At 72.1% G+C, this 13,033-nt stretch carries 10 protein-coding genes; 9 read left to right on the plus strand and 1 reads right to left on the minus strand.

Translation table 11 applies throughout. The features are described 5' to 3' along the window. The 6 genes from nusA to truB all read left to right on the plus strand — a co-directional run bounded on the left by nusA (position 1) and on the right by truB (position 7,014). The gene (gene nusA / locus CXH06_RS11150) at positions 1-987 is read left to right on the plus strand and encodes a transcription termination factor NusA (RefSeq protein WP_114855260.1); all 987 of its coding nucleotides are present in this window, start codon (positions 1-3) and stop codon (positions 985-987) included. Between the two features lie 137 nt (positions 988-1,124). Continuing rightward, positions 1,125-1,430, plus strand: coding sequence for a YlxR family protein (locus CXH06_RS11155; RefSeq protein WP_114855261.1), 306 nt, complete (start codon positions 1,125-1,127; stop codon positions 1,428-1,430). 96 nt (positions 1,431-1,526) lie between these two features. Next, positions 1,527-4,409, plus strand: coding sequence for a translation initiation factor IF-2 (gene infB / locus CXH06_RS11160; protein ID WP_114855262.1), 2,883 nt, complete (start codon positions 1,527-1,529; stop codon positions 4,407-4,409). A 63-nt stretch (positions 4,410-4,472) separates the two neighbouring features. After that, on the plus strand, positions 4,473-5,609 hold the full coding sequence (locus tag CXH06_RS11165) for a TRM11 family methyltransferase (RefSeq protein WP_114855263.1): 1,137 nt from the start codon (positions 4,473-4,475) through the stop codon (positions 5,607-5,609). Then, positions 5,606-6,073, plus strand: coding sequence for a 30S ribosome-binding factor RbfA (rbfA, locus tag CXH06_RS11170; RefSeq protein WP_114855264.1), 468 nt, complete (start codon positions 5,606-5,608; stop codon positions 6,071-6,073). Before CXH06_RS11165 ends, rbfA begins: the two co-directional genes overlap by 4 nt. Next, the gene (truB, locus tag CXH06_RS11175; protein WP_114855265.1) at positions 6,070-7,014 is read left to right on the plus strand and encodes a tRNA pseudouridine(55) synthase TruB; all 945 of its coding nucleotides are present in this window, start codon (positions 6,070-6,072) and stop codon (positions 7,012-7,014) included. Before rbfA ends, truB begins: the two co-directional genes overlap by 4 nt. 90 nt (positions 7,015-7,104) lie before the next feature. On the opposite strand, the gene CXH06_RS11180 is transcribed toward truB, so the two are convergent. After that, positions 7,105-8,694 (minus strand): L,D-transpeptidase family protein, encoded by a 1,590-nt coding sequence (locus CXH06_RS11180; protein WP_114855266.1) that lies wholly within the window; start codon positions 8,692-8,694, stop codon positions 7,105-7,107. A gap of 366 nt (positions 8,695-9,060) precedes the next feature. Between CXH06_RS11180 and CXH06_RS11185 the strand changes: the two genes are divergently transcribed. From CXH06_RS11185 to CXH06_RS11195, 3 genes are all read left to right on the plus strand, one after another. Next, complete coding sequence (locus CXH06_RS11185) at positions 9,061-10,083, plus strand: bifunctional riboflavin kinase/FAD synthetase (protein WP_114855267.1); 1,023 nt, start codon at positions 9,061-9,063, stop codon at positions 10,081-10,083. A gap of 152 nt (positions 10,084-10,235) precedes the next feature. Continuing rightward, positions 10,236-10,505 carry a 30S ribosomal protein S15 gene (rpsO, locus tag CXH06_RS11190; protein WP_114855268.1) on the plus strand — a complete coding sequence of 90 codons (270 nt, stop codon included), beginning with the start codon at positions 10,236-10,238 and terminating at the stop codon, positions 10,503-10,505. 200 nt (positions 10,506-10,705) lie between these two features. After that, positions 10,706-12,949, plus strand: a complete 2,244-nt coding sequence (locus tag CXH06_RS11195) for a polyribonucleotide nucleotidyltransferase (RefSeq protein WP_114855269.1) — start codon at positions 10,706-10,708, stop codon at positions 12,947-12,949. Positions 12,950-13,033 lie beyond the last annotated feature (84 nt).

The raw sequence follows: 13,033 nt of genomic DNA on the forward strand, positions 1-13,033 counted from the left end.
ATGGACATCGACATGGGTGCCCTGCGGGCCCTCGAACGGGAGCGCGACATCCGCCTGCCCGTGCTGCTGGACGCGATCCGATCGGCGCTCCACGCCGCCTACCTGCACACCGACCACCCGGTGCGGGACTCCGAGGTGATCATCGACGAGAGCACCGGGGAGGTCGCCGTCATCGCCCGTGAGCGGGACGGGGACGGCATCGTCCTCGAGGAGTGGGACGACACCCCGGAGGACTTCGGCCGGGTCGCGGCCTCCACGGCGCGCCAGGTCATCTTCCAGCGGATCCGGGATCTCGAGGACGAGGCGGTGCTCGGCGAGTACGCCGACCGCGCCGACGACATCGTCTCGGGGATCATCCAGCAGGGCCGCGACCCTCGCATGGTGCTGGTCGACCTCGGCGAGGTCGAGGGGGTCCTGCCCCCGCACGAGCGCGTGCCGGGGGAGGACTACTCCCACGGCCGCCGGCTGCGGGCCTATGTCACCGAGGCGCGCCGTGGCCCCAAGGGGCCGCAGATCACGCTCTCCCGGTCGCATCCCAACCTGGTGCGGCGCCTGTTCTCGCTCGAGGTCCCCGAGGTCGCCGACGGCACCGTCGAGGTGACGGGGCTGGCCCGCGAGGCAGGACATCGCACCAAGATGTCGGTGACGGCCTCCGTGCCGGGCGTGAACGCCAAGGGCGCCTGCATCGGGCCGATGGGCGCTCGTGTCCGCTCCGTGATGAACGAGCTGGGCGGCGAGAAGATCGACATCGTCGACTTCGACGAGGATCCCGCGACCTACGTCGCCAATGCGCTGTCCCCGGCACGGGTCTCCTCGGTCACCGTGATCGACGAGGTGGGCCGCGCGGTCCGCGCCGTCGTCCCCGAGAGCCAGCTCTCCCTCGCGATCGGCAAGGACGGGCAGAACGCCCGGCTCGCCGCGAAGCTCACGGGCTGGAAGATCGACATCCACCCCGAGGGCGCCCCGGAGTCCGCAGCCGGGCAGTGAGCGTGACGCACGCCTCCCCGCTGCGACCGCGACCGCTCGGGTCCGCTACACTGGGGAGGCTGTTCGCCGAGCGGACGCGGGACCGACTGCGGTCCGGCACCCGCCCGAGCGGAGCTGTTCGGAACGGAGGTGGTGGTGTGGACGCCCGCACTCCTTCCCACCGTCCCGAGCGCACGTGCGTCGGCTGCCGTGAGGTGGCCGCGCGCGATCAGCTGGTGCGTCTGGTCCGGGAGCCCGCTCCCGGCGGCGCCTCCCCGCGCGTCCGCGTCGACCCCTCCGGGTCGGCCCCCGGCCGTGGAGCGTGGCTCCATCCCGATGCAGCATGTCTCGACCTCGCCCTGCGGCGAGGCGGCCTCGCCCGGTCCTACCGCGGCGCGGTCGACACCGGGCTCCTCGCCCGGGACCTCGAGAGCTTCGATCCCACCCGTACGTGGAACAGGTAGAAGAACCCATGGACATCCGATGAGTACTCGCTCATGAGCACCCTCAGGAACTAATGGTCCGCGCCCTCTTGTCGGCCGGACCGAGACAGGAGAAATGTGGCTAAGGTCCGCGTCCACGAGCTCGCCAAGGAGCTCGGACAGCCGAGCAAGGTCGTTCTGCAGAAGCTGCAGGACATGGGCGAATTCGTTCGTTCCGCCTCCTCGACCATCGAGGCACCCGTAGCACGCCGTCTGCGTCAGGAGTTCCCCGCCGCGAGCGGCGACTCCTCCGCGAAGACCGGCTCCGGCTCGTCCTCCGCACCCTCGGGTGCCCGAAAGCCCGGCGGTGCCCCGAAGCCCGGTGCGAAGCCCGCCCCGGCCGCTCCGGCCGAGCCCGCCCCCGCGGCGGAGACCCCGGCACCGGCACCGTCGAAGCCCGCCGATGCCGCGCCGGCGGCCGATGCCGCACCGGCCGCCGAGGACGCACCGTCGTCCGACACGGCCTCCGGCTCCCAGCCCTCGGGATCCGCCCCGACCCCGAAGACGGCCCCGAAGCCCGGTGGCGCCACCCCCGCGACCACGCCGAAGCCCGGCGGCGAGCGTCCTGCTCCCCGCCCCGGCAACGCGCGTCCGGGCAACAACCCCTTCGCCAGCTCGCAGGGCATGCCTCGTCCCGGTGCCCGCAAGCCGGGCCAGGGCGGCGGCCGTCCGCCGCGCGACGGCGCCCCCCGTCCGGGAAACAACCCCTTCGCCACCTCGCAGGGCATGCCCCGTCCCGGGCAGCGTCCCGGCCGCTCGGGCGGTACGGACGCCTCCGGCGGTCGCACTCCCCGCGAGGGCGCGGCGCCCCGTCCCGGCGGCGCTGCTCCGCGTCCGGGCGGCGGTGGCCGTCCCGGCATGCCGACCCCCGGCATCATGCGCCAGCACTCCAGCGGTGGCCTCGCCGAGGCCAACCAGGGCGGCGGCGGTCGCGGTCGCGGCGGTCGTCCCGGACCGGGCGGTCGTCCCGGCGGTGGTCCTCCCGCCGGCGGTGGCGGCGGTCCCCGCGGCCGCGGCGGTCGCGGCAGCACCCAGGGTGCCTTCGGCCGTGGCGGCAAGCCGGCGCGCTCGCGCAAGTCGAAGCGCGCGAAGCGCCAGGAGTTCGAGCAGATGCAGGCGCCCGCACCGGGCGGCGTGCAGATCCCGCGCGGCGACGGCAGCACGCCGATCCGCCTGCGTCGCGGCGCCTCGCTGACGGACTTCGCCGACAAGATCGACGTCAACCCGGCATCGCTGATCACCGTGCTGTTCGCGATGGGCGAGATGGCCACGGCCACCCAGTCCCTGGACGAGGTGACCTTCGATCTGCTCGGCGTCGAGCTGGGCTACAAGATCGAGATCGTCTCCCCGGAGGACGAGGAGCGCGAGCTGCTCGAGCAGTTCGACATCGATCTGGACGCCGAGCTCGCCGAGGAGGATGCGGAGGACCGCATCCCGCGTCCGCCCGTCGTCACCGTCATGGGTCACGTCGACCACGGCAAGACCCGCCTCCTGGACACCGTCCGGAAGGCGACCGTCGGTGCCGGCGAGGCCGGTGGCATCACCCAGCACATCGGTGCCTACCAGGTCGGCGTCGAGCACGACGGCCAGGAGCGCGCGATCACGTTCATCGACACCCCGGGTCACGAGGCGTTCACCGCCATGCGTGCCCGTGGTGCCAAGGTCACCGACATCGCGATCCTCGTGGTCGCGGCCGATGACGGCGTGATGCCGCAGACCATCGAGGCGCTGAACCATGCCCAGGCGGCCGAGGTGCCGATCGTGGTCGCGGTGAACAAGGTGGACAAGCCGGATGCCAACCCGGAGAAGATCCGGCAGCAGCTGACCGAGTACAACCTGATCGCCGAGGAGTACGGCGGCGACACCATGTTCGTCGACGTCTCGGCCCGCGAGAACCAGAACATCGAGGCGCTGCTGGAGGCGGTCCTGCTGACCGCCGACGCCGCGCTCGAGCTGCGGGCCAATGCGGACAAGGACGCGCGCGGCGTGGCCATCGAGGCGAACCTGGACCGCGGTCGCGGCCCGGTCGCCACGGTGCTGGTCCAGCAGGGCACCCTGCGGGTCGGCGATGCGATCGTCTGCGGCGTCGGCCACGGCCGCGTCCGGGCGATGCTCGACGAGAACGGCGTGAACGTGAAGGAGGCCGGTCCCTCCCGTCCGGTCCAGGTGCTCGGTCTGACCTCGGTCCCCGGCGCCGGCGACTCCTTCCTGGTCGCCCAGGACGAGCGCACCGCCCGCCAGATCGCCGAGAAGCGGGAGGCCGCCAAGCGTGCCGCCTCGCTGTCCAAGGCCCGCAAGCGCATCAGCCTCGAGGACATCAACAAGCAGATGTCCGAGGGCAAGGTCGAGACCCTCAACCTCATCCTCAAGGGTGACGCCGCCGGTGCCGTCGAGGCGCTCGAGGAGTCGCTGCTCGGCATCGAGGTCGGCGAGGGCGTGGATCTGCGGATCATCGACCGCGGCGTCGGCGCGATCACGATGAACAACATCAACCTCGCGGTGGCCTCCAACGCCATCATCGTCGGCTACAACGTGCGCGCCGAGGGGCTGAACGCGGAGTACGCCGACCGCGAGGGTGTGGAGATCAAGTACTACTCGGTCATCTACAACGCCATCGACGAGATCGAGCAGGCCCTCAAGGGCATGCTCAAGCCGGAGTACGAGGAGGTCGAGCTCGGCTCGGCGGAGATCCGCGAGATCTTCCGCTCCTCGAAGTTCGGCAACATCGCCGGCTCGATCGTCCGCAGCGGCATCATCCGTCGCGGGGCGAAGGCCAGGATCACCCGCAACGGCGTGGTCGTGGCCGAGAACATCGAGATCGCCGGTCTGCGACGGTTCAAGGACGATGTCACCGAGGTCCGTGACGGCTTCGAGTGCGGCATCAACCTCGGGTCGTACAACGACCTGCAGATCGAGGACCACATCACCACCTATGAGATGCAGGAGAAGCCCCGCAGCTGATCCTGGTCCGGCCGGGCGCCCCTGCGGGGGAGCCCGGCCGCATCCGCGGGGGAGGGGAGTCCCATGTCCGAGGCATCGCTCGTCCTCCGCGCACCGTCGGCCAACCGCGTCTACGCGCAGGCCGCCGGGGCACTGACCCTCGCCGAGGCCCACTGGGTGCTCGGCGCGCACCTCGGCGAGGTCCCGGCTCTCCGGGCCCGGACCGTGGGCGGCATGGAGGCCCTCGAGGTCCGACGGGCCGGGGAGGCCGCGCCCGGCGGCGCGTCGGTGTCCGAGGACGGGGACGACCGGCTCGGACGCCTGCTGGCCTCCCTCTCCGGCACACTCGGCGTGCTGGACGTCGAGCAGGAGGATCCTGTGGCGCCGCTGCTGCGCCCGCGCACGATGCCGTCGCTGCTGCGCCATCCCGACGACCTCGAGACCATCCTGAAGTACCCCGGCAAGACCAACGAGCAGTTCACCGCCCTGCTGGTGAACCTCGCGGCCGCGCTGAGCACACGGCGCAGCGGTCTGTTCGACGGCAGCCTGTCGCTCCTGGATCCCCTCTGCGGGCGCGGCACCACGCTCCACCGGGCGCTGCGGCTGGGCCTCAGCCCGCTCGGGGCGGAGATCGACCGCAAGGACGTCGAGGCCCACCGGGCGTTCCTGACCACCTGGCTGCGCACGCACCGGTACAAGCACACGGTGGACTCCACCCGGCTCACGGTGCGGGGCGAGCAGCTCGGCATCCGGTGGGACGCGGAGCTCGCGGCCGACAAGCACGCCCTGCGCGCCGGCGACGGACAGCGCCTCACCGTGCTGGGCTGCGACACCACGCGCCTGGGCGAGGTGCTCCCCGCGCGGAGCATCGACGCCCTGGTCGCCGATCTCCCCTACGGGGTCCAGCACGGTGCCCGCACCGCGGGCACCTGGCAGCGCTCCCCGCTCGAGGTGCTGCGCGCCGCGGCACCGGGCTGGCGGAGTCTGCTGCGCGACGGCGCGGGCCTCGCCCTGGCCGTCAACCGCCACACCCTCGACCACGCGGCGGCCACCGCGGTGCTCGCCGAGGCCGGCCTGCGGGTCCTCAGCCGCGACGGCGCCTTCCGCCATCGCGTGGACGCGTCCATCGACCGCGACGTGCTGCTCGCGATCCCCACCGACCACCCCCGCGCCGAGGAGCTCTGCGCTCTCGGCGCCGACCAGGAGAACCTCACATCATGACCGACAATCCCCGTGCCCTGAAGCTCGCCGACCGCATCAAGGTGATCGTCGCCACGATGCTCGACACCCGGGTCAAGGACCCGCGGTTGGGCTTCGTGACCATCACCGACGTCCGCGTCAGCGGCGATCTCCAGCACGCCACGCTCTTCTACACCGTCTTCGGCGACGACGAGGAGCGAGAGGGCACCGCAGCGGCGCTGACCAGCGCCACCGGTCTGCTCCGCCGCGAGGTGGGTCGACAGACCGGCGTACGACTGACCCCCACGCTCGAGTTCATCGCCGACGCCGTGCCCGAGAACGCGCGCGTCATCGAGGACCTCCTCGCCGAGGCCCGCGGACGCGACGCGGAGCTCGAGCAGTCCAAGCAGGGCGCGGCCTACGCCGGGGACGAGGATCCCTACCGCGCGCCCCGCGAGGAGGAGGACGAGGACGCCGCCGGGGACGAGCCCCGCGGGGACGCGTGAGCGCCGCGCCGCACGGCATCCTGCTGGTCGACAAGGCGCCGGACCGCACCAGCCACGACGTGGTCGCCCGCGTCCGCTGGCTGCTGGGCACCAAGAAGGTCGGCCATGCGGGCACGCTGGACCCGATGGCCACGGGGCTGCTGGTGCTCGGCATCGGGCAGGGCACGCGCCTGCTCACCTACCTGGTGGGTCAGGACAAGACCTACCACGCGACGATCCGGTTGGGTCGCGCCACCACCACCGACGACCGCGAGGGGGAGGAGCTCGGCGCACCGGTGGACGCCACGCCCCTCGGCGACGCCGAGATCTCCGCACGCCTCGATGCGCTGCGCGGCGACATCGAGCAGGTCCCCTCGGCGGTCAGCGCGATCAAGATCGACGGCCGGCGCGCCTACGCCCGTGCCCGGGCCGGCGAGCAGGTCGAGCTCGCCGCGCGCCCGGTGCGGATCTCCCGCTTCGAGCTCACGGCACGGCGTGACGTCGACGGCTTCGTCGACCTCGACGTCGAGATCGACTGCTCCTCCGGCACCTACGTGCGGGCGCTGGCCCGGGACCTGGGGGCGGCGCTCGGCGTCGGCGGGCACCTCACGGCGCTGCGTCGCACGGCCGTGGGTCCCTTCGCGGTCGCGGGGGGCGTGCACGTCCCGGCGCGGGGGGAGGGGGACGACGTCGACCTGCCGCTGCACGGCCTCGGCGAGATCGCCGGCCGTGTCATGCCCGTCCTGCCGGTGGACGAGGACGAGGCCGCGGACCTCGGCACCGGCCGGCGCATCCGTTCCGGGGCCGCTCCCGTGCCCGTCGCCGGGGGCGCACAGCCTTCCGGCGACCAGGCGGCGCCCGTGGCCGCGCTCGACCCCGAGGGCCGTCTGGTCGCGGTCCTCGCCGGCGAGGGCGAGCACTGGGCGCCGCGCCTGGTGGTGCCCGTCGACGCCCGCTGCTGAGAGCGCCACAGGCAGCACGCCGCCGACGATCGAAGGGCCCCTCCCGGACTATCCGGGAGGGGCCCTTCGATGCTCCTGATCAGCTGCTGCTCAGTAGTGGACCTCGGTGCGGGTGCCGATGCCCGCCCAGTCGTACAGCCACTTCGCGTCGGAGACCGGCAGGTTGATGCAGCCGTGCGAGCCGGAGTAGCCGAAGGACGAGCGCCAGGGCGCCCCGTGGAAGCCGTAGCCCTGATGGAAGTACTGCACCCACGGCACGTCCTCGGTGAGGTAGTACTTCGGGTGGCCCTCGGGGTAGTAGGCCTCGTTGGTCATGTCCTGGACCTCGTAGGTCAGGTAGATCTCGTACGACCCGGTGACCGTCTCGTTGCCCTCCTTGCCGTCGACCATCGCGCGCGGGCCCCAGACCGGGGTGTCGCCGACGTAGGCGGTGACCGTCTTGTTGGTCAGGTCCACGTCGATCCACTTCTCACCGGTGGGCTTGGCGGGCTCCTCCTCGGCCTTCTCGTCCTCGGACTCCTTCTCCTCCTCGGACGTCTTGTCGTCCTCGGTGGCCTTCTCGTCCTCGGTCTTCTCCTCGTCCTCCTCCTCGGGCTTCGGAGCGTCGATCTGCTCGACCTCGGACTCGAGGGTCTTGGTCTCGAAGGCGGCCTCGAGGGGGGTGACGCCCTTCAGCGCGGCGATGAGGTCGTCGGCGACCGTGTCGGAGTTGGTGATCTCCAGGCCGTCCTTCTTCTCGGCGACGACCTTGACGACCTCGCCCTCCTCGTCGACCTGCTCGATGCCGTCCTTCGGCTCCACGGTGTCCTTGTCGGCACGGGCGGAGACCCACTCGCGCACGGCGTCCTCGTCGACCGAGATGGCCAGTGCCTGGCCGGACTCGTCGGGCGCGACGGAGATCCAGTCGTTGCGGCGCTCGGCGGAGACCTCGTGGGCCTCGCCGTCCGCCCCGGTGATCTCCATCGGCTGCTCGAGCAGCGTGGCGATGGAGCCGACCGTCTCCTCGGCCTCCTCGGTGGTGATCGCGGGGGCGATCTCCTCGATGGGCTGCTCGACGGAGAAATCCTCGAGGGCGGGGGCGTGGGCGCTGACCGCGTCCACGAGGGTCTGCGGGTCCAGGCCCTGACCGCTGCGGCCGGGCACCGCCTCCCAGGCCTGCGCCTCCTCGTCGAAGGTGACTTCGGCGTCCACCGGCGTGGCGAGCTCCTCGGGGATCAGGCCCTCGGCGAAGTCGGTGACGGTCTTCTCGTCCACGGCGACCACCGGGTCGACGCTGTGCTCGCCGGACCACGTCGAGGACAGGACCCCGGTGAAGGAGTCGTCCCGGTCCACGGCGGCCGCGGCCGTGGCGTCGGCATCGACGCTCACGCCCAGATCGGCGAGCCCCACCTCGAGCTGCTCGTCGCCGGCGGTGACGGAGACGGTCACGCCCTCGCCCTGCTGGGCGACGAGGGCGGCGATCTCCTCCGGCGTCTGCCCGGCCACGTCCTGGCCGAGGACGCTGGTCCCGGGCAGGGCGCGGCCCTCGAACTGCTTGGCGTAGGCCAGCGCGCCGCCGGTGAGCACCACCGCGATCACGGCGAGGACGGCCACCAGGATGAGGGCCAGGCGTCGGCGGCCGTGGCGGTCGGTGGGTCGGGACGGGCCGCCCAGCGCGGCCGGTTCGGTCACGTTCGTCATGGAGATGATTCCGTTCTCAGCGGCCGTCGTGTCAGCCCCCGCTCGTACTACGCGGGAGGGCACAGGGGTCCCTCCCCGGCGCCGCATTGCCCTTCAGGGTAGCGGAGGGCCCCCACGGACGACATGGCGCGCGTCCCGACCTTCGTCACAGCTCGGCAACGACCCCCGTGCGCACGGGTGTCGTCGATCATGGTGACATCCGCCGGGAGTGTCGCCGTGAACCGGACCATCGATCCGGCGCCCACCGCGAGCGCTACAGTGTTCCCCGTTGTTCCCCGCCCCGCGGCGCTCGCGCCGTCCCCGCCCCGGGGCGCCCCACCCGCGGGTGCGATCGCGCACCCGGCACTGGAAGGACCTGACCCTGCCGTGAGCCGCGTCCCCATCTGGCACTCCGTCGCGGAGGTGCCCGCCGATCTCGGTGCGACCGCGGTCTCGATCGGGAACTACGACGGGATCCACCGCGGTCACCGCTTCGTCCTGGACCAGCTGCGCCGGCACGCCGAGGCGCGGTCCCTGGTGCCGGTGGCCCTGACCTTCTGGCCGCATCCCCGTCACGTCATGGGCACCCCGGGGGATCCCCCGCTGCTGACCGGCCACGAGGATCGCGACCGGCTGCTCCTGCTGGCCGGGATGCACGGGGTCCTGGACCTCGAGTTCACCCGCGAGTTCGCGCAGCACTCCCCGGAGGACTTCGTGCGCGTGTTCCTCGTCGAGGGGCTGGGCGCGAAGTGCGTCGTGCTGGGGGAGGACGCCCTCTTCGGGCGGGCCAACGCCGGGACCATCGAGACGATGCGGGAGCTCGGCCGGCAGCACGGCTTCGAGGTGGTGACCGTCGCGGAGCTGGGCCCCGCGGGGGAGGGGACCGGGAGGATCTCCTCCTCCCGCATCCGGCAGGACCTCCTGGGCGGCGACGTGCGCGCGGCGAATGCGTCGCTGGGTCGTCTGCACACGGTCACGGACGTGGTCCATCACGGGTTCCAGCGCGGCCGGGAGCTGGGCTTCCCCACCGCGAACCTGGGGCCGCGCCCGCAGGGCCTGATCCCGGCGGACGGCGTCTACGCCGGCTACCTCACGGTCACCGAGCAGGACCCCGCGCACGCGGGCACCGCGCCGCTGGCCGGCGCCCCCGCGACGATCTCCATCGGCACGAACCCGACCTTCGAGGCGGACGGGAGCGGGGTCTCCCTGCGCACGGTCGAGGCCTACGTGCACGGCGCGCACGATCTCGACCTCTACGGCGACACCGTGCGGCTGGAGATCGTCGACTTCCAGCGGCCCACCCTGAAGTTCGACTCCGCCGAGGCCCTCGTCGAGCAGATGGCCGAGGACGTCGAGGTGACCCGCCGCACTCTGGCCGTCGAGCACCCTGGCGCGCCGCCCGCCGGCTGATATCCTGACCGGGCCGTCACTTCGGCCGCGGAGAGCGATCCGGCCCCACCTGCAGCACCACGCCCACGGGCGGGTGCGCCCGGGGCCCGCTCGTCCAGAGAGCCCGGGACACCAGGTCCCGGAGCGCCGCGCAACGACCTGAGGAGAACCATATGGCCTTCGACACCGCCACCAAGCAGGCGATCATCTCGGAGTACGCGACCGGCGAGGGCGATACCGGTTCGCCCGAGGTCCAGATCGCCCTCCTGAGCCACCGCATCACCTACCTGACCGAGCACCTCAAGACCCACAAGCACGACCACCACACCCGTCGTGGTCTGATGCTCCTGGTCGGTCAGCGCAAGCGCCTCCTGAAGTACCTCCAGGAAGTCGACATCGAGCGGTACCGTGCGCTGATCAAGCGCCTCGGCATCCGCCGGTGATCATCCCCGCCGCTCGCCCCCACGGGCGGGCGGCGGTTTCATGTGCCCGCGATCGCGGGCCCGATCCCGCCCCGACCAGGTTCGGTCCTCGGCAGTGACCTGCGGAGCAGGAGACCCGGAGCTCCGGAGTCCCCTGACCGCCGCGGGTGACTGACGAAGGCCGCACCGGCAGGGCATCCCCTTCATCCAAGGAGAACCCCATGGCCATGGAAGGCCCCGACATCACCGCGACGACCGCGGTCATCGACAACGGCTCGTTCGGCCGCCGCGAGGTCCGCTTCGAGACCGGGCGGCTGGCCCAGCAGGCGGCCGGCGCCGTCTCTGTCTACCTCGACGACGACACGATGGTCTTCTCGGCCACCGCCGTCTCGAACAAGCCGAAGGAGCACTTCGACTTCTTCCCCCTGACGGTGGACGTCGAGGAGCGCATGTACGCCGCGGGACGCATCCCCGGCTCGTTCTTCCGCCGCGAGGGCCGCCCGGGCACGGACGCCATCCTCGCCGCGCGCCTCACCGACCGCCCGCTGCGCCCGGCCTTCGTCAAGGGCCTGCGCAACGAGGTCCAGGTCGTCCTCACCGTCATGGCCAACGGCCCCGACGACGCGTACGACGTGGTCGGCATCAACGGCGCCTCGGCCTCCACCCAGATCTCCGGCCTGCCCTTCTCCGGCCCGATCGGCGCCGTGCGCATCGCGCTCATGCCGACCGCCCAGGGCGGCCAGTGGGTCGCCTTCCCGACCTTCTCGCAGCTCGACGAGGCCGTCTTCTCGATGGTCGTCGCCGGCCGCATCGTCGGAGACGACGTGGCGATCATGATGGTCGAGGCCGAGGCCACCGACCACTCCTGGACCCTCATCAAGGAGCAGGGCGCGATCGCCCCCACCGAGGGCGTCGTGGCCGAGGGCCTCGAGGCCGCGAAGGTCTTCATCCGCAGCCTCTGCGTGGCCCAGCAGGAGCTGGCCGAGACCGCCGCGAAGCCGGTGCGCGAGTTCCCGCTCTTCCTGGACTACCAGGAGGACGCCTACGAGATCGTCTCCTCCGCCGCGACCGACCGCCTCGCCGAGGTCATGTCCATCGCCGCGAAGACCGAGCGCGAGGAGCGCACCGAGCAGCTGCTCGGCGAGGTCGTCACCGAGCTCTCGGCCGAGGGCGCTGCGCTCGAGGGCCGCGAGAAGGAGGTCACCGGTGCCTTCCGCGCGCTGACCAAGCAGGTCGTGCGCACCAAGGTCCTCACCGACGGGATCCGCATCGACGGCCGCGGTCTGCGCGACATCCGCGCGCTGTCCGCCGAGGTCGAGGTGCTCCCGCGGGTGCACGGCTCGGCGCTGTTCCAGCGCGGGGAGACCCAGATCATGGGTGTCTCCACGCTGAACATGCTGAAGATGGAGCAGCAGATCGACTCGCTCTCGCCGGTCCATCACAAGCGCTACATCCACCACTACAACTTCCCGCCGTACTCCACCGGCGAGACCGGTCGCGTGGGCTCCCCGAAGCGCCGCGAGGTGGGCCACGGCATGCTCGCCGAGCGCGCCCTGGTGCCCGTGCTGCCCAGCCGCGAGGAGTTCCCCTACGCGATCCGTCAGGTCTCCGAGGCCCTCGGCTCCAACGGCTCCACCTCGATGGGCTCGGTCTGCGCCTCGACCCTGTCGCTGCTGAACGCCGGTGTGCCGCTGCGCGCCCCGGTCGCCGGGATCGCCATGGGCCTCATCTCCGACACGGTGGACGGCGAGACGCGCTACGCGGCCCTCACCGACATCCTCGGGGCCGAGGACGCCTTCGGCGACATGGACTTCAAGGTCGCCGGCACCAGCGAGTTCATCACCGCGATCCAGCTGGACACCAAGCTCGACGGCATCCCCGCCTCGGTCCTGACCTCCGCGCTGTCGCAGGCCCAGGAGGCGCGGCTGGCGATCCTCGGCGTGCTCGGCGAGGCGATCGACGCCCCGGACGAGATGAGCCCGAACGCCCCGCGCGTCCTCGCGGTCACCGTCCCGGTGGACAAGATCGGCGCGGTCATCGGCCCCAAGGGTCAGATGATCAACCAGATCCAGGACGACACCGGCGCGGACATCACCATCGAGGACGACGGCACCGTGTACATCGGCGCCACCGACGGCCCCTCGGCGGAGGCGGCCCGCTCCGCGGTCAACGCCATCGCCAATCCGCAGGTCCCCGAGGTCGGCGAGCGCTACCTCGGCACCGTGGTGCGCGTGGTCGACTTCGGCGCCTTCGTGTCCCTGACCCCGGGCAAGGACGGCCTGCTCCACGTCACCCAGCTGCGCAAGCTCAACGGCGGCAAGCGGGTCGACAACGTCGAGGACGTCGCGAAGGTCGGCCAGAAGATCGAGGTGGAGATCCGCGAGGTCGACGCCCGCGGCAAGATCTCCCTCGCCGTGATCGAGGACGAGGCCGAGGAGACCACGGAGGAGTCCGCCGGGGAGTGACCCCGGCCGGTCCGCCGGCTCCTGAGGACGGGCGGCATCCCTGCGGGGGTGCCGCCCGTCCTCGTTCCCGGGGCCGACGACCAC

Origin of the sequence: Brachybacterium sp. YJGR34 (assembly GCF_003347015.1) — a bacterium.
Taxonomy (GTDB): Bacteria; Actinomycetota; Actinomycetes; order Actinomycetales; family Dermabacteraceae; genus Brachybacterium.